Annotated in this window: 19 protein-coding genes; 11 read left to right on the top strand and 8 right to left on the bottom strand. The window is 63.0% G+C overall.

The genetic code is table 11. The annotated features are described in order from the left end of the window. The first annotated feature begins 99 nt into the window (after nucleotides 1-99). Nucleotides 100-1029, top strand: coding sequence for a 1-aminocyclopropane-1-carboxylate deaminase/D-cysteine desulfhydrase (locus GV818_RS14835; protein ID WP_161757385.1), 930 nt, complete (start codon nucleotides 100-102; stop codon nucleotides 1027-1029). On the opposite strand, the gene GV818_RS14830 is transcribed toward GV818_RS14835, so the two are convergent. From GV818_RS14830 to GV818_RS14820, 3 genes are all read right to left on the bottom strand, one after another. After that, nucleotides 1020-1574, bottom strand: a complete 555-nt coding sequence (locus GV818_RS14830) for a cytochrome b (protein WP_161757386.1) — start codon at nucleotides 1572-1574, stop codon at nucleotides 1020-1022. The two genes, GV818_RS14835 and GV818_RS14830, sit on opposite strands and share 10 nt — an antisense overlap. A gap of 199 nt (nucleotides 1575-1773) precedes the next feature. Next, nucleotides 1774-2601 (bottom strand): phosphonoacetaldehyde hydrolase, encoded by an 828-nt coding sequence (gene phnX / locus GV818_RS14825; protein ID WP_161757387.1) that lies wholly within the window; start codon nucleotides 2599-2601, stop codon nucleotides 1774-1776. A gap of 117 nt (nucleotides 2602-2718) precedes the next feature. Then, the gene (locus tag GV818_RS14820; RefSeq protein WP_161757388.1) at nucleotides 2719-3828 is read right to left on the bottom strand and encodes a 2-aminoethylphosphonate--pyruvate transaminase; all 1110 of its coding nucleotides are present in this window, start codon (nucleotides 3826-3828) and stop codon (nucleotides 2719-2721) included. 110 nt (nucleotides 3829-3938) lie between these two features. Between GV818_RS14820 and GV818_RS14815 the strand changes: the two genes are divergently transcribed. Beyond that, nucleotides 3939-4799: a LysR substrate-binding domain-containing protein gene (locus GV818_RS14815; protein WP_161757389.1), complete on the top strand. Its 861-nt coding sequence runs from the start codon at nucleotides 3939-3941 to the stop codon at nucleotides 4797-4799. 124 nt (nucleotides 4800-4923) lie between these two features. Here the strand turns inward: GV818_RS14815 and GV818_RS14810 are convergent, their stop codons facing one another. Next, entirely contained in the window at nucleotides 4924-5811 is an 888-nt protein-coding gene (locus tag GV818_RS14810; RefSeq protein ID WP_161757390.1) for a LysR family transcriptional regulator, read from the bottom strand. A gap of 287 nt (nucleotides 5812-6098) precedes the next feature. Between GV818_RS14810 and GV818_RS14805 the strand changes: the two genes are divergently transcribed. From GV818_RS14805 to GV818_RS14795, 3 genes are all read left to right on the top strand, one after another. After that, nucleotides 6099-7424: an MFS transporter gene (locus GV818_RS14805; protein WP_161776889.1), complete on the top strand. Its 1326-nt coding sequence runs from the start codon at nucleotides 6099-6101 to the stop codon at nucleotides 7422-7424. An 82-nt stretch (nucleotides 7425-7506) separates the two neighbouring features. Then, complete coding sequence (locus tag GV818_RS14800; RefSeq protein ID WP_161776888.1) at nucleotides 7507-8898, top strand: FAD-dependent oxidoreductase; 1392 nt, start codon at nucleotides 7507-7509, stop codon at nucleotides 8896-8898. 108 nt (nucleotides 8899-9006) lie between these two features. Next, nucleotides 9007-9711: a YebC/PmpR family DNA-binding transcriptional regulator gene (locus GV818_RS14795; protein ID WP_161757393.1), complete on the top strand. Its 705-nt coding sequence runs from the start codon at nucleotides 9007-9009 to the stop codon at nucleotides 9709-9711. Nucleotides 9712-9787: 76 nt separating this feature from the next. Here GV818_RS14795 and GV818_RS14790 read toward each other — a convergent pair whose 3' ends face one another. The 4 genes from GV818_RS14790 to zapE form a co-directional block, all read right to left on the bottom strand. Further along, a complete protein-coding gene (locus tag GV818_RS14790; protein ID WP_161776887.1) occupies nucleotides 9788-11101 on the bottom strand; it encodes a leucine-rich repeat-containing protein kinase family protein in 1314 nt (437 codons plus the stop codon). A 100-nt stretch (nucleotides 11102-11201) separates the two neighbouring features. Next, nucleotides 11202-11576: a hypothetical protein gene (locus GV818_RS14785; protein WP_161757395.1), complete on the bottom strand. Its 375-nt coding sequence runs from the start codon at nucleotides 11574-11576 to the stop codon at nucleotides 11202-11204. Beyond that, nucleotides 11563-12177, bottom strand: a complete 615-nt coding sequence (locus GV818_RS14780) for a hypothetical protein (RefSeq protein ID WP_161776886.1) — start codon at nucleotides 12175-12177, stop codon at nucleotides 11563-11565. Before GV818_RS14780 ends, GV818_RS14785 begins: the two co-directional genes overlap by 14 nt. A gap of 51 nt (nucleotides 12178-12228) precedes the next feature. Then, nucleotides 12229-13347: a cell division protein ZapE gene (gene zapE, locus GV818_RS14775; protein WP_161776885.1), complete on the bottom strand. Its 1119-nt coding sequence runs from the start codon at nucleotides 13345-13347 to the stop codon at nucleotides 12229-12231. Between the two features lie 240 nt (nucleotides 13348-13587). Between zapE and GV818_RS14770 the strand changes: the two genes are divergently transcribed. The 6 genes from GV818_RS14770 (at nucleotide 13588) to GV818_RS14745 (ending at nucleotide 17255) form a co-directional block, all read left to right on the top strand. Then, nucleotides 13588-14088, top strand: coding sequence for a Csu type fimbrial protein (locus tag GV818_RS14770; protein WP_178124917.1), 501 nt, complete (start codon nucleotides 13588-13590; stop codon nucleotides 14086-14088). A gap of 103 nt (nucleotides 14089-14191) precedes the next feature. Then, nucleotides 14192-14731 carry a Csu type fimbrial protein gene (locus GV818_RS14765; RefSeq protein ID WP_161757536.1) on the top strand — a complete coding sequence of 180 codons (540 nt, stop codon included), beginning with the start codon at nucleotides 14192-14194 and terminating at the stop codon, nucleotides 14729-14731. 20 nt (nucleotides 14732-14751) lie between these two features. Continuing rightward, on the top strand, nucleotides 14752-15288 hold the full coding sequence (locus GV818_RS14760; RefSeq protein ID WP_161757399.1) for a Csu type fimbrial protein: 537 nt from the start codon (nucleotides 14752-14754) through the stop codon (nucleotides 15286-15288). Nucleotides 15289-15375: 87 nt separating this feature from the next. Beyond that, entirely contained in the window at nucleotides 15376-15912 is a 537-nt protein-coding gene (locus GV818_RS14755) for a Csu type fimbrial protein (RefSeq protein WP_161757400.1), read from the top strand. A gap of 4 nt (nucleotides 15913-15916) precedes the next feature. Beyond that, nucleotides 15917-16417, top strand: a complete 501-nt coding sequence (locus GV818_RS14750; RefSeq protein WP_161757401.1) for a Csu type fimbrial protein — start codon at nucleotides 15917-15919, stop codon at nucleotides 16415-16417. A gap of 46 nt (nucleotides 16418-16463) precedes the next feature. Next, entirely contained in the window at nucleotides 16464-17255 is a 792-nt protein-coding gene (locus GV818_RS14745) for a fimbrial biogenesis chaperone (RefSeq protein WP_161776884.1), read from the top strand. Nucleotides 17256-17276 lie beyond the last annotated feature (21 nt).

The following is a 17276-nucleotide window of genomic DNA, read 5'->3' as shown; positions in this document are numbered from 1 at the left end:
CACTCGATCGCAGCCTGTGCTGAGCCAAGCGTGGTAACAACGCTGGTCAGGGGTCCGCGCTGCTAGACTGCGCTCCCTTGCTCACTGAACCCGCCGCCGATGTCGTTTGCCGATTCCTTCGATTGGTTACCCCATGCACCGCTGCAACGGCTGGAGCTGGACTGGCTGTCCCAGGCCGAGGTCGAGGTGGCGGTGTTGCGCCTGGACCTGATCGATCCGCTGATTTCCGGCAACAAGTGGTTCAAGCTGATCGAGCATTTGGCGGCGGCGCGCCTGGCCGGTGCCCAAGGCATCATCAGCCTCGGCGGTGCCCACTCCAATCATCTGCATGCGTTGGCCGCCGCCGGTCAGCGTTTTGCCTTCAGCACGGTCGGGCTGTTGCGCGGTCATCCCCAAGACACCCCGACGGTGCTCGATTTGCAGCGTTTTGGCATGCAACTGCATTGGCTAGGCTACGCCGGTTATCGGGCGCGGCACGAGGCGGGTTTCTGGGCGCCCTGGCAGGCGCAGTATCCAGCGCTTTACCCAGTCCCCGAGGGCGGTGGCGGCCTGGCCGGTGCATCCGGCTGCATGCAATTGCTGCAACAGGTGCGGCAGCAGTTGCCGGCCCTCGGCTGGGCCGACTATCACGGTTGGTGGCTGGCTGCCGGTACCGGCACCACCCTGGCCGGGTTGGTGCTGGCGGAGGCCGGTGCGCATCCGGTGTATGGCGCGTTGGCAGTTCCGGAAGATCATGGGGTGGCGCAGCAAGTACAGGGCATTTTGCGAGAAGCCGAACAGGACTGCGGTCGTTATGAACTGCTGGACAGCAGTCGTGGCGGCTTTGCCAAGGTTGACGGGGATTTGCGGGCATTTATCCAACTCACCGAGCAACACAGTGCGCTGCCACTGGAACCGCTGTACACCGGCAAGGCCTTGCTGGCCCTGCAGGAGCAGGTCCAGGCCGGGCGATTCGCTGCAGGCTGCCGGTTGGTTTTCGTGCACACCGGCGGCTTGCAGGGCCGCCGGGCACTGATGGATCAGGCCTGACCGCGTTTGCGCCACATCCGTTGCAAGGTGTTATCGCGCATCACGTAGTGATGGTACAACCCGGCCAGGGCGTGCAGGCCGATCAGCCAATAGCCGATAGTCCCCAGCAGTTCGTGCCAGCCCTGGAATTGCTTGGCCAGGGTTTTGTTTTCCTCCACCAGCAGCGGCAGATCGAGACCGTAGAACATCACTTGATGGCCCTTGGCGCTGGTGGTCAGCCAGCCGAGGATCGGCATGGCGATCATGAACAGGTACAGCGCCCAGTGCATCAGCGTTGACAACAGCTTCTGCCAGAGTGGTGGAGTGGGCACGATCTTCGGTGCCACGCCCTGGGTGCGGGCGAACAGGCGCAGCCAGACCAGCACGAACACGGTCAGGCCCAGCATGAAGTGGGCTTCGGTAATCAGCGTGCGACCACCACTGCCCTTGGGAAATATGCCGCGAAATTCGATGCAGGCGTAAACCACCGCCAGCAACACCAGCATCAGCCAATGCAATGCGATCGACACGGTACTGTAACGCGCGTCGGTGTTTTTCCAGGGCATACGGGTATTCCTCGGTCAGCAGGTCTGAAGCCTCCGTTCTTGAATGACGGAGTGCTTTAACTGTAATCCGCTTTCCGCCGGTTTGCCTGAGCTGCTCGTGGCTTTTATTGCGTTGCCCGGGGCTCTGCGCCGCTCGTTACCAATAAAAAACGGCGGAACCGGGTGGTGCCGCCGCTTTTCAACTGGCCGCATTACTTGCTCAGTTGCTCTGGGGCATTTCTCCCCGTGCCAGGCGCTGGTTGATATCGGTGATGACGTGCGGCAGATCGGCGATGGTGTCGATCATGTAGTGCGGGCGCGAGCCCTCGAACAGCGCGTGGATGCGCGTGCGCTCGGTGGCCAGGGCGTCGCTGGTGAGGGCCTGGTAGGCGTCGTAGGTCAGGCCCAGGGCGTTGCCTGAACACGCCAGGGCCACGGTCCACATGCCGGCGCGGCGGCCTTCGAGAATTCCCGGCACGGTGTCGTCGATCTTCACGCAGGCGGCGACATCGTCGATGCCCAGGGCAATCACATTAGCCAGGGCCTGGGCCGGCCAAGGGCGGCCGTTGGGCACTTCGTCAGTGGCCACTACGTGGTCGGCGACGTAGCCGTTGCTGGCGGCCAGGGCCACCACCTTGTCCATCACTTGCTTGGGGTAGCCGGAACAGGAGCCGATCTTGATCCCTTGCTCGCGCAGCTTGGCGATGACCTCCAGGGCGCCGGGGATCAGCGCCGAGTGCTCGGCGATCTTGTCGATCTGCAGCGGCATGAAGCGCTCGTAGAGGGCTGTGACGTCGGCATCGGTCGGGGTGCGACCGAAGACCTTGCGGTAGCGCTCGGCCACGTCCGGCAGGTTGCACAGGGTGCGGATGTGCTCCCATTTGCCCATGCCCATCGGGCCACGGGCTTCTTCGATAGACACTTGGACATCGAACTCGGCAAAGGCTTCGACAAAGATCTGGGTCGGGGCGAAGGAGCCGAAGTCGACCACGGTGCCGGCCCAGTCGAGGATGACGGCTTGCAGCTGGGTGGGGTTGCGGTAGTTCATGGGGCGGATTCCTGTTGCGGCGTGAGGCCGGGGTAAGAAAGCGGGGATTGCGCAGGCCGGTTCGCTGGCAAGCCAGCTCCTACAGGCCTTTTCCATAGAAAAGCGCTCGGTAGCGGATCAAATGTCCAGGACTTCCATTTCTCGCAGCACTTCAGCGATGGCGGCGATGGCGGCCTGCATGCCATGGCGGTCGACATGGCCGATGCAGCCCACGCGAAAGGTTTCGACCTGGGTCAGCTTGCCCGGGTAGAGGATGAAACCCTTGGCCTTGACCCGTTCATAGAAGTCCTTGAACTGGTAGTGCGGGTCTCGCGGGGCATGGAAGGTGACGATGATCGGTGCCTGGATCGATGCTGGCAGGAAGCTGCGCAGGCCCAGTCCGGCCATGCCATCCAGCAGTGTCTGGCAATTGTCGGCGTAGCGCGCATGGCGTGCGGGCAGGCCACCTTCCTCGTGGTATTGCAGCAGCGCTTCGTGCAGCGCGGCGACGATGTGGGTCGGCGGGGTGAAGCGCCATTGACCCGTCTTGGCCATGTAGTTGTGCTGATCGTAGAGGTCCATGGCCAGGGAATGGGCGTTGCCTGCGGCCTGGGCCAGGGAGTCCTTGTAGGTGAAGACGAAGCCCATGCCGGGCACACCTTCCAGGCATTTGCCGGAGGCGGCGATCAGCGCCTCGAAGGGGATCTTGTGGGCGTCGATGGGCAGGGCGCCGAAGGAACTCATGGCGTCGATGATCAGGCGCTTGCCGTGACGGGCGACGAGCTGGGCGATCTCCGGCAGCGGGTTGAGGATGCCGGTGCTGGTTTCACAGTGGATCAGCGCTACGTGGGTGATGGCGCTGTCGGCCTGGAGCAGGCGCTCGACATCGGCGGCGGTGGTGGGTTGGTCCTCGGCGGTTGCAAAGGTGCTGAAGTCGCGGCCGAGCACTTCGCAGATCTTTGCCAGGCGCTGGCCGTAGGCACCGTTGATCAGCACCAGGACCTTGCCGTCCCGCGGGACCAGGGTGCCGATAGCCGCTTCCACGGCAAAGGTACCGCTGCCTTGCAGGGGCACGCAGTGGTGGCTGTCAGCGCCGTTGACGATAGCCAGCAGTTGTTGGCACAGGCTGGCAGTCAGCTGGTTGAACCGCTCATCCCATGAACCCCAGTCCACCAGCATCGCCTGGCGGGTACGGGCGGAGGTGGTCAAGGGACCGGGGGTGAGCAGGATTGGCTCGGCGATGCTCATGCTGTGTCCTCGAGAAAGATGGGCTGAAGCTACGGGGACTAAATTGCAGTTTGCCTTGTCATCAATCAAATTGTTTGTTGTTATGCCTGCCATCAGTGAGGCCGATAGCTATGAACCTGTTTCAACTCCGTGCATTCGACGCCGTGGCCCGTGAAGGCAGCTTCACCCGGGCGGCGGCGCGGCTGTTCATTAGCCAACCGGCGGTCACCGGGCATATCAAGGCCCTGGAAGAGCATTACCAGATCACTTTGCTGCGACGCACCGCTCGACGGGTGGAGCTGACTGAGGAAGGCATCAAGCTGGCGGCGATTACCCGGGCCATGTTCGGCCTGGCGGAAGAGGCCCAGGTGCTGCTGGAGGCCAATCGGCAGTTGCTCACCGGGCGCCTGGAGGTGGCCGCGGACGGCCCGCACCTGGTCATGCCAATGCTGGCCAGCCTGCGGCTGCGCTACCCGGGGGTGACGGTCAACCTGCGCCTGGGCAATGCCCAGGAAACCCTGGCGGCGCTGTTATCCGAATATGCCGACGTGGCGGTACTGACCGAGGTCGAGGCGCGCAAGGGCCTGCACCTGCAAAGCCTGGGCGAATCTCGGATGTGTGCCCTGGTGCCCGAGGGGCATCCTTGGCTGGAGCTGCCTGAAGGCATTGCGATCGAGCAGCTGGATCAGGTGATCATGGTGCTGCGTGAGCCCAGCTCCATCACTCGGCGCACCTTCGATGAGGCCTGCGCGCTGGCCAAGGTCCAACCCCGGGTGCTGCTGGAGCTGGACAGCCGCGAAGCGGTGACCGAGGCGGTGGCGGCGCAGTTGGGGGTGGGGGTCGTCAGTTCGGTGGAAGTCGGCCACGACCCGCGGGTGCGTACCGTGCCGATTCGTGGTGCCGGGCTGGTCAACCGGCACATGATCGGATGCATGGCGCGACGCCGGGACCTGCGTTTGATCCGGGCGTTTTTCGCCCTGGCTCCCGCCTGAGCCCGCCTCCACTCTTGTAGGAGCAGGCTTGCCAGCGAAGAGCCCCGAAAGATCGCCTTTTCCGGCAAGCCAGGCTTCTGCAGTAGCGGTGCCTGGGCGATCGCCTTCGCCGGCAAGCCGGCTCCTACGGGGCGGTGGGGGAGCCCAGGCTTTCGCGGACGAGGTCGAGGAAGGTCGCGACGATGCGCCGTGAACTCTGTTCCCGCAGGCATACCAGGGTTTCTGTCATGCGCCGCTGACAGTCGATGATCGGCAGGGCGCAGACCCGCGAGTCAGCGCCAAATTCGGCCGCCGAGACCACGCCCACGCCAATCCCCACCACCACTGCCTCGCGCGCCGCTTCACGACCTTCGACCTGGATGGTCGGGCGAATCCGCAAACCGGCGCGATTCATCTCTTCTTCCAGGGTCTGGCGAGTCACCGAGCCGACTTCCCGCAGCACCAGCGGGGTGTCGTCCAGATCCGCCAGGCAGATGGATTGACGGTCGGCCCAAGGGTGATGGCGGGAGACAAACGCCACCATCGGGTCGTTGCGCAGGGTCAGCGACAGCAGGCGTTCGTCGTTGACTTCACGGCCGAGCAATGCTAGGTCGGCCTGGTAGTTGAACAGGCGCAGCAGGGATTCGTCGGTGTTGCCGGTCTCGATCTTCACATTGATCCCGGGGTAGCGCTCGCAGAAACGCGCGATCTGCGGCAGTACGTGCACCGGTGCGTCCACCGCCAGCACCAGGCTGCCGGTCTGCAGGGCCTGGGAGTCCTGCAACAACTCCTTGGCTTCGGCCTCCACCACGAACAGGCGCTGGGTGATGCCCAGCAAGCGCTCGCCGAGGTCGGTGAGGCGTACCGAGCGTTTGTTGCGATGAAACAACAAGACGCCAAAGCGCTCCTCAAGCTTGCGTACCTGATCGGAAATCGCCGGCTGGGTCAGGTACAGGCGCTCGGCGGCCCTGGTGAAGCTGCCGTGCACGGCCACTGCATGGAAGGCTTTCAACTGTGCATGGGAAACCGACACGGGCAGGTCCTCTTACAATCTGAACTTATATTTGAAATACGATAAATCGATTTCACTTATTAGTCCGTAATTGCTTCCATCTTTCAAGGCCTGGTGACCGGTCAGTCGACCGCCGCCCGGCCCTGATGCCTGTGCGTGCACCTCCAAGTCCCGAAACAGGGAAAGCAACAGGACTCATCTGACCAGCAGTGCCCGCCTCAAGGGCTCTGCTGCAGTGCTCAACAATAAAAAACACAGGCGTTTGCTCCTCATTCTGCCGGCACACTCACCCTGAGGTCAGAACCACAATGAACAAGCAGATTGGCACTCTCAAACGTTGGCGCGTGCAGATTTTCGCTATCACCTGGATCGCCTACGCGGCGTTCTACTTCACTCGCAAAGCTTTTTCCGTGGCCAAGCTGGGCATCGCCGACGATGCCGATTTCACCCTGGACAAGATGGCCATGGCCAACCTCGACGCCATCTACCTGGCGGCGTACGCAGTGGGCCAGTTCACATGGGGGATCCTCACCGACCGTTTCGGCCCCCGAGTGGTGGTACTCGGCGGCTTGCTGGTATCCGCCGCTGCGGCCCTGGTCATGGGCAGCTTCGCCACCTTGCCGATCTTCGCTACCTGCATGCTGATCCAGGGGCTGGCGCAGTCCACGGGCTGGTCCGGGCTGTGCAAGAACATCGGCAGTTTCTTTCCCGCCGACCAACGCGGCCGGGTCCTCGGATTGTGGAGCTCCTGCTACGCCTTTGGCGGCCTGGTGGCCTCGCCCTTTGCCGGCTGGTGGGCCTATACCCTGATGGGCACCTGGCACGCGGCGTTCATTTCCAGTGCCGTCGTGGTTGCTCTGACCGCCGTGCTGTTTTTCATCTTCCAGCGCAACACTCCCCAGGACGTGGGGTTGCCGGCGGTGGAGCCTTTGCCGCCGCAGAGCGCCGAAGAGGATGCCGCCGAGCGCCGCCTGAGTGTCTGGGAGCCGCTGCGGGAGATCCTGCGTAACCGCACGGTGCTGGTCCTCGGGCTGGCGTACTTCCTGCTCAAGCCGGCGCGCTACGCGATCCTGTTGTGGGGGCCGGTGATCGTCTACGAACAGATGCCTTCGGTGGGCAAGGTGGGGGCGGCGATCGTGCCTACCACCTTCGAACTGGCCGGGTTGCTGGGTCCGATCATGATCGGCCTGGCTTCGGACAAGCTGTTTGGCGCCCGGCGCATGCCGGCCTGTGTCCTCAGCCTGTTGGCGCTGACCGTGTCCCTGGTGTTGTTCATGGGAGTGCTGCACACCGGCAGTGTGGTGCTGGTGATGGTGCTGCTGTTTTTCATGGGCCTGACCCTGTACGGGCCGGATTCGATGATCAGTGGCGCTGCGGCCATTGATTTCGGCTCGGCCAAGGCCGGGGCCACGGCGGCGGGGTTCGTCAATGGCTGCGGGTCGGTGGGGGCGGTGCTCGGTGGTTTGCTCCCGGGTTACTTCGACACGGTCACGGTGTTCATCGTGTTTGCCGGTTGCGCCCTGGCCTCGGCGCTGTTGCTGATGCCGTACTGGAACAGTCGACCCGATGGGGTCGAACCGGTGCACGGGATGGTTCCCAATGAACCGTTGTTGATCAAGCCATTGCGCTCCTGACTTTCGGGCTTCTTCGCCGGCAAGCCGGCTCCTGCGAGGTGTTGCTAGGAGCTGGCCGGCCATTGCTTCCTGGAGATTCACCATGCGACCTTTCTGGCTGGAACAGGCCCTGCAACAGGAAAACCCGGACGCTTGCCCGCCGCTGCAAGGCGATACCACCTGCGAGGTGGCGATTGTCGGCGGCGGTTATACCGGGCTGTGGACCGCGATCATGCTCAAGGAGCAGAACCCCGGGCTGGATGTACTGTTGATCGAGGCCGATATCTGCGGCGCCGGTGCCAGCGGGCGCAACGGTGGCTGCGCGCTGTCCTGGTCGGCCAAGTACTTCACCCTGGAGCGTCTGTTCGGCATCGAGGAGGCGGTGCGCCTGGTCAAGGAATCGGAGCAGAGCATCCATGCCATCGGCGCCTTCTGTGAGCGTTACGGGGTGGATGCGCACTTTCGTCTCGACGGCACCTTGTACACCGCCACTAACCAGGCCCAGGTCGGCTCCACCGACGGGGTGATTGCCGCGCTGGAGCGCCGGGGCATCAACTCCTTCGAGAAGCGTTCGGTGGCCGATGTGCAGCGCATGGCCGGTTCCCGTCAGCACCTGGAAGGCTGGTATTCCCCGGCCGCTGCCAGCGTGCAGCCGGGGCTGCTGGTACGTGGACTGCGTCGGGTGGCCTTGCAACTGGGGGTGAGAGTCCACGAGAACACCGCCATGACCGGGCTGGAAGAGGGATGTCCGGCGCGGTTGCGCACGCCTCGGGGGCAGATCCGTGCCGAGCGCGTGGTGCTGGCGATGAATGCCTGGATGGCCCGGGCCTTCGCGCAGTTCGAGCGCAGCGTGGCGATCGTTTCCAGTGACATGCTGATCACCGAGCCGCGCCCGCAGCTGTTGCAGCAGATCGGTCTCACCAGTGGGGTGACGGTGCTGGATTCGCGGATTTTCGTGCACTACTACCACAACACCCCGGACGGCCGAATCATGCTCGGCAAGGGCGGTAACACCTTTGCCTACGGCGGCCGGATGTTGCCGGTGTTCGACCAGCCATCGCCTTGCGCCGGCTTGCTCAAGCAGAGCCTGGGGCAGTTCTTCCCGGCGTTTGCCGAGGTGCCGGTGGCGGCCACCTGGAACGGTCCGTCGGATCGATCGGTCACCGGTTTGCCGTTCTTCGGCCAGATGAGCCGCGCCGGCAATGTCTTCTATGGTTTTGGCTATTCCGGCAGCGGCGTCGGCCCCTGCCATATGGGCGGGCAGATTCTCGCCTCGCTGGTACAGGGCCTGGACAATCCCTGGACCCGTTCGCCGCTGGTCAGCGGTCCCCTGGGTTACTTCCCCCCGGAGCCGATCCGCTACTTGGGCTCGTTGCTGGTGCGCAACGCCATCCGCCGCAAGGAACACGCCGAGGATCACGGCCGCCGGCCGCGCCATCTGGATGTGCGTCTGGCGCGATTTGCCGCTGCGGCAGGCAAGGCCGACAAGGGCTGAAGCCGGAGGAATACCGACTTTTTGGTCGATCAGGGCCTTGAGGACGTATAAACTTGTCCATCGCGTCGGCCAAATCCAACTCGACGCCACAGATCAAGAGAGTGAGTAATGGGCGCACAGTGGAAGGTTAAACACAAAGAAGCGGCAGCCAATGCCAAGGGCAAGATCTTCGGCAAGCTGGTGAAAGAGATCACTATTGCCGCACGCAACGGCGCTGATATCAGTACCAACGCCCACCTGCGGCTGGTGGTCGAGCAGGCCAAGAAAGCCTCGATGCCTCGTGAGACCCTTGAGCGCGCAATCAAGAAAGGTTCGGGTCAACTGGGTGAAACCGTGCAGTACCACCGCGTGACCTACGAAGGTTTCGCCCCGCACCAGGTGCCGCTGATCGTTGAATGCGTGACCGACAACATCAACCGTACCGTGGCGGAAATCCGCGTGGCTTTCCGCAAGGGCCAGCTGGGTGCCTCGGGTTCGGTGTCCTGGGACTTCAACCATGTGGGCATGATTGAAGCCGCGCCGGACACTCCGGACGCCGATCCGGAACTGGCGGCCATCGAGGCCGGTGCCCAGGATTTCGAGCCGGGCGAAGACGGCGCGACCCTGTTCCTGACCGAGCCTGCAGACCTCGATGCGGTACAGAAAGCCTTGCCGGAGCAAGGCTTCACCGTGTTGTCGGCCAAGCTCGGCTACCAGCCGAAGAACCCGGTCACGGGCCTGAGCGATGAGCAGATGGCCGAAGTCGAGGCGTTCCTCGAAGGCCTGGACAACCATGACGACGTGCAGGACATGTTCGTCGGCCTGGCTGGGTAAGACAGACCCTGACGGCCCTTCGCCGGCAAGCCGGCTTCTGCAGGGTTTTGCAGAAGCCGGCTTGCCGGCGAAACGTTTAAACAGCCTCCAACACCTGGCTCACCTGCATGAAGTCGGGTCGTGCCAGTACCTCTGGCTGACAGCAGCTCTGCACCAATGCTTGCAGTTTCTGTCGCTGTTCGAAGGCCAGCGAGCCATCTCCTCGCTCCAGCAACTCCTCCAGCAAGATCCCGAAGGCACGTACTTCGAGGCGTTGCAGCGCCCGGGTTTCGGGGGTATCGCCTTGGGCGTGGAAGGAGGCCGCGCCAAAATCCCCCAACAGGCAGTCACCTTGTTCGTTCCACAAGATGTTGTGGCCGTAGAGATCGCCGTGGGTAATGCCCTGGGCGTGCAGGTGGCCGCCCACCGAGGCAATGCCACGGGCAATGCGCAGGGTTACAGCAGCGCTGTAGCGCGCTTCGTCCGGGTAGATGTCGCGGGAACAGGAGTCCAGGCTCGGCAGCGCTGCAAGGTTGCCGTAGCTGGAGTCGATCAACTGCATCACCAGGCCATTCTGCTCCTGGGGATGATCAACGATGCGGCCCTCGATCCGGATCAGGTTCGGGTGCAGCCCGGCGCTGATGCAGGCGTTCATTTCATGCAGCGGCGAGCCGTCGCTGGTCATCTCGCCCTTGTACAGCTTGACCGCCACCACTCGCGCCGGTTGTCCGGCCGGCTGCCACTGTGCCTGGTGAATCACCCCAGAGGCGCCTTCCCCCAAGCGCTGCTCCAGGGTCAGTTGGTTCCAGGGAATGTTCGGGGTGGACTCCAGGGCACTAGCGTCCGCCTCCGATTCCAGCGGGTTACCGGCGTAGGCCAGCCAGGTCAGGCTTGGCAGTGCCAGGAGGAACGGCGGCAGTGCGCTCAGGCGGTTGGCGGCGATTCGCAGCAGTTCCAGGCGGTGGCACTGGCTCAGGCTCTGGGGTAGCTGGGTCAGGCGGTTGCCGGCCAGCATGAGCTTTTGCAGCAGCGGGCGGTTGCCCAGCTCTTCCGGCAACTCGCTGATGCGGTTGTCGGTGAGGATCAGCCAGCGCAGTTGCGGCGGCAGGGCAGCGGCCGGCACCCGTTCGATACGGTTGGCCTTGAAGCCGATCATGCTCAGTTGTGCACATTGGCCGATGCAGGCCGGCACTTCATCGAACCGGTTGTCCGAACAGAACAGGATGCGCAGGCGGGTGAGCCGGTGCAGGTCGTCGGGCAGGCTGCTTAGCGCATTGCCGCTGAGGTTGAGAATTTCCAGGGAGTCGGCGAGATCGAAGATCTCCCGGGGGAACTCGGTCAGCCCGCAGGACAGGTCCAGGCGTTTGATTCCGGCCAATTGGCCGGCCCGCAGTTGGGCAAGGGTATCCATGAACAGCGTCAGCACTCGAAACAGGGGGAAGGGGCAGCAGGATAAAGGAGATCAGCCGGTTTGGCTGCCTGCCTGAGCCTTTGCTGCCGGGACCTGGGGGTCACTGTGTCTCCAATAGTCTGAATCTCAGGGCGGCTTGCCCGTGGTTTTCCGAGTAGTCGGCAATCAGGGTGAGATCCGTCTTCACGCCTGCGGACCATAACTGGCAAGCCACTCGCCTTGACTGGGGATCGGCCTCTGTCTGGTAAATGTCCAGAGGAACCCGGCCGCTGCCGTCGGGTTTGAAGGCCAGGTGATAAGGCGGGACCGTCAGCTCCGTCACCTTTTGCCCCGAGTACTCCAGCTCCTCGATGATTTCTGCATAAATGGCAGGGCTCACGGCACATGCCGATAACGCCAGTCGCTCGCCGTTTTGAATGGCTTTGAGCAGAGCGGCCGTGAGTCGATAGGTTGCATCGTGATCAAATGATTGCATCGTTCATTTCTCTGGCCAGCCTGCGAAACGCGGCGGGTTGTTGGCCATTTCTGGCGTCGTCCGACATCAACTGCAGGCTGTGCTGCTTGAAGGTGTTTTTTACCGAGTCGGTTGCGACTCTCCCCAGCGGGGTGGCTGGGTTGAAGTCGCTCTCCAGGGTGGAAACCATGTAGGCGCCTTTTCTGCTCCATTGGTTGAAGCGCATGACGCATCGGTCGTTGAGGATCACCGCGCCTTCTTGCTTATCGTCCGAAAAATAGAAGGCCAGGTTCGAAGAGAGACTGTCGTCTTGCTTGGCAAGGCGCTTTTGGTATTTGAGCAAGGAGGTGAGGCGCGCGCCGGGGGCCAGGGCAAAGCCACTGCCCATCGTCTGCTGGTTGAAGCGGTAACACTTGAACATCACCTCCAGCGTTCGCCGCTGGTAGCCCGTCGAGTAGCTTTTTTCATAAAAGTGCAAGTCGCAGGGGTCGCCAATCAGTTCATACCCCGCTGCCGCGAGCGCCACTGGCGAGAACCTCTGCAGCCCAAACAGGTGCGGGTTCATGAGCGTCGAGTTTTTCAGGTACAGGTGAAAGAGCTCGAAAAAGGTGACTGGCAACATGTCTATCACGACCGATCCTTGGATTGTTGGCGACGCAGACGCCGCGGCGGCTCAGCCCAGTGGCTGCCCGGGACCGATTTCCTGCAGTTGCCCGAGGCGGCTGCGAGTGCGGGCCAGGTCGATGGCGTGGCCGCCGAGGCACTCGTGCAGCGGGCGCTGGCCGATCAGCAGCAGGCGCTTGTCCTGGTCGTAGAGCACGTCAATCAGGTTGATGAAGCGCTGCTGGGCGGCAATCGAACACTCTCCCAACTCCGGCAGTTCGTCGATGATCCAGGTGTCGAAGCGGCGGCTCAGTTCCAGGTAGTCCATGACGGCCGTGGGCTGTTCGCACAAATCGTTGAATTCGAAGCGAATGCTGCGCTGCTGGACCTGCCGCACGGTCAACAGCCGGGCACCCACTGTCAATTGCTCCGCCGCGGCATGGCGCTCGGGCAACTCCAGGGCCTGGCGCTGGGCCGGGGTGCCGGGCCACACATACTGCCCCAGGGTGAAGACCTGCTGATCGTGGGTGCGGGCCTGGGTCCGGTAGTCGTGGGGGCCTCCCACCTCCATCACCTGCATGCGCCCGTTGATCAGCTCGATCACCGGCTTGAAGCGGGCATGGTACAGCGGGTTGGGCAGCAGGCCCTCGGGAGCGTAGTTGGAGGTCACCAGCAAGGTGACGCCGCGCTTGAACAGGGCCTTGAACAACCGGGTGATCAGCATGGCGTCGCCGATGTCATGGACATGGAACTCATCGAAGCACAGCACCCGGCACTGTTTGAGCAGTTCATCCAGGGTGGCTTCCAGGGCGTCGGCCTGGTGCTGGTGGCGAAACATGCCCTGGTGCAACTGGGCGAAGAAGTCATGAAAGTGCAGGCGCTGTTTTTCAGCGATGGGCAAGGCGCGGAAGAAACCGTCCAGCAACCAGCTCTTGCCCCGGCCGACGGCGCCGTACAGGTACAGGCTCTGGGCCTTGCCAGGTGTTTGCGCCAGGCCGTCGGCCTGCCGGGCCATGCAGTCGATCACCCGCAATTGGCTGTGGCTCAGGGTGTACCCCAGGTCCTGGGCCTTGTGGCGAAAGTAGTCATGGATCACGCCACCGGCGCCGCTCGGGCGGCGCGAGGCACGGGCGAACAGGCGCCGCCAGGGTGATCGAGTCTGTGCAGGTGTTGGCGGTAAAGCGGCCACTGGTGGTTACCCCGATGATTCCAGGCCGCCTACCTTAAAAGCGGCGCGACAATTTAACCAATAGAAAACCCAAGGGCCAGTGATCTCGAAAAGGCATGGCTGCGGCGATGGACGGTCATTCACAACGGGCAGGCCGGTTAATACGGTAACTGGCGGTTTCCCCCGCGGTTGCTAACCTGACTGCAGCGAATGCTCCTCATAAGGATTGAGGCCTTGAATGGATGTAAGGGTTTGGCAGTCATGAGCGCGCTGCTCAGCGCAACGGCAGGGGCCACGGATATGCAGGTGCAAGTCCGGGTCGATGTGCTGCGTGGCTGCCAATTGGTGGGGCAGCAGCGCGAGGCGGGTATCGAGCAGCTCGGCACCCTGGACTTCGGCAGCACCGCGCGCCTGGATGATGCCGCCGGGCCTCTGGGTGCGACGTTGGCCAGCGGTCGTCAGCCACGCCTGGAGTGCAACCCGGATACCCCTTATCAGATGCGCATCGACGGCGGCCTGCACGGCGGTGTCGGTGAGGTGCGTTATCTGGCCAGCAACAGCGCTGTGGGCAAGCCCATCCCTTATCGTCTCTACCAGGATTCGGCCCGGCGCATTCCGTTGCCGGTGAATGTGCCGGTCAGTGGCCGGGTGCCGGATTCCGGCACGGTGGATCTGCCCTTGTACGGACGTATTGAACCGTTGGCCGAGATTCCTCGGGCCGGCGGTTATTCCGATGTATTGAAGGTGACCCTGACCTGGTGAGGACGGGGCATGAACGCTGCCGCGGCGGACCCGGGCAGAGCAGGGAAAACCGTTCACCGTGAACGGCTCACGTAGGAGTCCTGATGGAACTGGGATGGCTGCAATGAGAGGCAGGACATGGACGATCATCGCCCTGGGCTCGCTGTGTCTGCTGGTTGACGACGCGCAGGCGGCGATCAGCGGGCAGATCCAGGCGCGCCTGGTGATCAGCACCAGCTGCCAGGTGACCAATGGCTCCGGGAGCACGCCCGCAGGCCCGGTCAGTGACCGGAGCCTGCTCGACTTCGGTCAGCAGGGGCCAACCTGGGTCACCCCGATCAAGGCCCGCCTCACCGACAGCGCCGAAGGCCAGTTGCAGGTGGCCTGCAATCCGTCGGTTACCGGTTTCACGGTGAGCATCAATGGCGGCCTCAATGGCGACGGTACGACCCGGCGCCTGAGCAACGGCAGCCAGACCATTCCCTATCGATTGTTCGTCGATGCTTCCGGTAGCGACAGCTACAGCATCGGCCAGCAGCGCAATTTCGCAGTGAGCAGCGGCAGCCGGATTCCCATTCCGGTGTTCGGCTCGGTGGTCGCGAATACCCGTGCGGTTCCGGCAGGGGTCTATACCGACACCCTGACCATCACGCTGGATTGGTAAATCACGAGAGGATGCACATCATGTACGCGCTTGTATCCAGGATTGGCTGGGCTTTATTGGGACTGGCCATGGCTTCCACGGTCCATGCGGCTACCACCGTCACCGGCCAGATCACCTCGACGCTGATTCTCATCAGCAGTTGTCAGGTCAACGGGGTCGGTGGCAGCACCGGTCTGAACTTCGGCGCCTTGAACTTCGGTACCACCAACTCCCTGTTCACCACCGCCACTGGCCAGGTACTGAGCGGTGGTGGCGGGGCGCTGTCGATTCTCTGCTCCAGCGGTACCACGCCAACACTGACCATCCAGGGGGGCAGCAACGACGGCAAATCCACCGGTGGCTCCCGTGCCCTTTACGACGGTGTGGCCAATTACGTGCCTTATGACCTGTACACCGACTCGGGGCATTCGCAGCTCGTGGCGATCAACGGGGTGATCAACCTGGCGCCGAGTACCGGGGTCGCACAGACCGTGAACATCTACGGCCAGGCGGTGGGCAAGGCCGGGCTGCCGGCCGGCACCTACAGCGACACGGTGTCGGTGCAACTGACCTTCTGATGTTGATAACCGTGGATGGGGCACTCACACCTGTCGGGACAGCTTGACCTTCACGCTTAACGGGCGGCATGCCAGGGGGGGCGCATCATGCAAGCATTTGTATTCAAACTGGGTCTGACGCTGCTGGGGTTGGCCATGGTCAACCAGGCCAATGCGGTCACCACGGTGACCGGCCAGATCAGCGCTTCGCTGATTCTCACCAGCAGTTGCCAGGTCAACGGCGTCGGCGGCAGCACGGGCTTGAACTTCGGAGCCCTGAATTTTGGTACCACCAACAGCCTGTTCACGGAAATGGATGCCCAGGTACTGCAGGGAGGGGGAGGGACCTTGTCGATTCTCTGTTCCAGCGGTACCTCGCCGATCTTGAAAATCGCCTCTGGCAGCAATGATGGCAAGTCTACCGGTGGCGGTCGTGCCCTGTATGACGGGGTTGCCAACTACGTGCCCTACGATTTCTACACCGATTCGGCTCACACCCAGCTTCTGGCGATCAACGGGGTCATCAACCTGGCACTCAGCACCGGGGTTGCACAAAGCGTGAACCTTTATGGCAAGGCGGTGGGCAAAGCGGGGCTGCCGGCTGGCACCTATACCGATACGGTGTCGGTGCAACTGACGTTTTGATGACATGGCCAGCCAAGGAGGGCGGCTGCTGGCGCTGATTTGCGCGGGTGTCTGGTCGGCGTCGGTGTTGGCGGCCACCAGCCAGAGCTTCCAGGTCAGCGCCACCATCACCGCCGGTTGCCTGGTGGTAGGAGGGGTCAGCAACTACGGCAGCCTGGCGTTCGGCAGCCAGTCGGCGTTGTCCACCAGTACCGTGAAGGTGGCGCTGAGCGGAGGCGTGCAGTTGCAGTGCACGCCGGGGGTGACTCTGAACATGACGGTCGATGGCGGCCAGTACAACAGCAGTGGGCGGCACATGCAGCTCAATAGCGGCAGTGCCCGGGTGGCTTATCAACTTTATAGCGATGCCGCCTACAGCCAGAGCCTGGGCATCAGCCAGAGCGTCGCCGTGGCCTACAGCGATGCCAATAACATCAGCCTGCCGATCTACGGACAGGTGCAGTTGCCGGGCAATCAGCCTGGGGGGACATACAGCGATGTGCTGCAGGTGCAGCTCTCGTGGTGATGGGGCAAGTCAATTACCAGCCGACAGGCAGACAAGGAGTAGTTGTATGCATTTACCTTTGCGGGGCCTGTGGAAGACGGGTCATCGAGTACTGACTGCATTCTTGCTGGGGGTGTCCACAGCCCAGGCCGCCAGTTCGGTGCTGATCTGGCCGATCGACCCGGTACTGGAGGCGGATCAACAGGCCAGTGCCCTGTGGCTGGAAAATCGCGGCAGCGAAACCGCCAACCTGCAGATCCGCGTGTTTGCCTGGAGCCAGAGCGATTTTACCGATCAATACCAGAACCAGCGCGACGTTATCGGCAGCCCGCCGGTGGCGAAGATCGAGCCCGGTCAGAAGCAACTGGTGCGCCTGACCCGGACACGGGATGTACCGCCGGGCCAGGAATTGGCCTACCGGATCATCATCGACGAGATTCCCTCGGCCAAACCCATCACCCCGGAAGACGGAGCCAAGAGTGCCGCGGCCATTCGCTTCCAGATGCGTTATTCGGTGCCGTTGTTCGCCTATGGCGCAGGGCTCTGGAGCAAGCCAGACACCACTCGCCAGCGCGATCCCAAGAGTGCCGGGGTCCCGGACCTGAGCTGGCGCAAGGTGGCGGTGGACGGCAAGCCATTCTTCGAGTTGCGCAACCAGGGGGCGGTGCATGCGCGGCTGACCGATGTCGCACTCAAGCAGGGTGGGCAGACCCGGCCGCTGGCGCCAGGCTTGCTGGGGTATGTGTTGCCCGGAGCGGTGATGCGCTGGCCGGCGCCTGAAGCCCTGGCGGCTGAGTCGACTCTGCAATTGCGGGTCAATGGGGCGCCGCAGGTGCAGAGCCTGGCGCCTGCGCATTGATCTACAGGTGGGTTTTCGCGC

The organism is Pseudomonas sp. Fl4BN1, assembly GCF_009908285.1.
GTDB lineage: Bacteria > Pseudomonadota > Gammaproteobacteria > Pseudomonadales > Pseudomonadaceae > Aquipseudomonas.
Note: the sequence above shows the minus strand (reverse complement) of the source record. Positions and strands in the feature narration are given on the sequence as shown.

Excerpts from the sequence above, each read along its gene's own strand:
- GV818_RS14835 (WP_161757385.1), top strand. The coding sequence starts at position 100 with ATGTCGTTTGCCGATTCCTTCGATTGGTTACCCCATGCACCGCTGCAA.
- GV818_RS14830 (WP_161757386.1), bottom strand. The coding sequence starts at position 1,574 with ATGCCCTGGAAAAACACCGACGCGCGTTACAGTACCGTGTCGATCGCA.
- phnX (WP_161757387.1), bottom strand. The coding sequence starts at position 2,601 with ATGAACTACCGCAACCCCACCCAGCTGCAAGCCGTCATCCTCGACTGG.
- GV818_RS14820 (WP_161757388.1), bottom strand. The coding sequence starts at position 3,828 with ATGAGCATCGCCGAGCCAATCCTGCTCACCCCCGGTCCCTTGACCACC.
- GV818_RS14815 (WP_161757389.1), top strand. The coding sequence starts at position 3,939 with ATGAACCTGTTTCAACTCCGTGCATTCGACGCCGTGGCCCGTGAAGGC.
- GV818_RS14805 (WP_161776889.1), top strand. The coding sequence starts at position 6,099 with ATGAACAAGCAGATTGGCACTCTCAAACGTTGGCGCGTGCAGATTTTC.
- GV818_RS14800 (WP_161776888.1), top strand. The coding sequence starts at position 7,507 with ATGCGACCTTTCTGGCTGGAACAGGCCCTGCAACAGGAAAACCCGGAC.
- GV818_RS14795 (WP_161757393.1), top strand. The coding sequence starts at position 9,007 with ATGGGCGCACAGTGGAAGGTTAAACACAAAGAAGCGGCAGCCAATGCC.
- GV818_RS14790 (WP_161776887.1), bottom strand. The coding sequence starts at position 11,101 with ATGGATACCCTTGCCCAACTGCGGGCCGGCCAATTGGCCGGAATCAAA.
- GV818_RS14785 (WP_161757395.1), bottom strand. The coding sequence starts at position 11,576 with ATGCAATCATTTGATCACGATGCAACCTATCGACTCACGGCCGCTCTG.
- GV818_RS14780 (WP_161776886.1), bottom strand. The coding sequence starts at position 12,177 with ATGTTGCCAGTCACCTTTTTCGAGCTCTTTCACCTGTACCTGAAAAAC.
- GV818_RS14770 (WP_178124917.1), top strand. The coding sequence starts at position 13,588 with ATGAGCGCGCTGCTCAGCGCAACGGCAGGGGCCACGGATATGCAGGTG.
- GV818_RS14765 (WP_161757536.1), top strand. The coding sequence starts at position 14,192 with ATGAGAGGCAGGACATGGACGATCATCGCCCTGGGCTCGCTGTGTCTG.
- GV818_RS14760 (WP_161757399.1), top strand. The coding sequence starts at position 14,752 with ATGTACGCGCTTGTATCCAGGATTGGCTGGGCTTTATTGGGACTGGCC.
- GV818_RS14755 (WP_161757400.1), top strand. The coding sequence starts at position 15,376 with ATGCAAGCATTTGTATTCAAACTGGGTCTGACGCTGCTGGGGTTGGCC.
- GV818_RS14750 (WP_161757401.1), top strand. The coding sequence starts at position 15,917 with ATGGCCAGCCAAGGAGGGCGGCTGCTGGCGCTGATTTGCGCGGGTGTC.
- GV818_RS14745 (WP_161776884.1), top strand. The coding sequence starts at position 16,464 with ATGCATTTACCTTTGCGGGGCCTGTGGAAGACGGGTCATCGAGTACTG.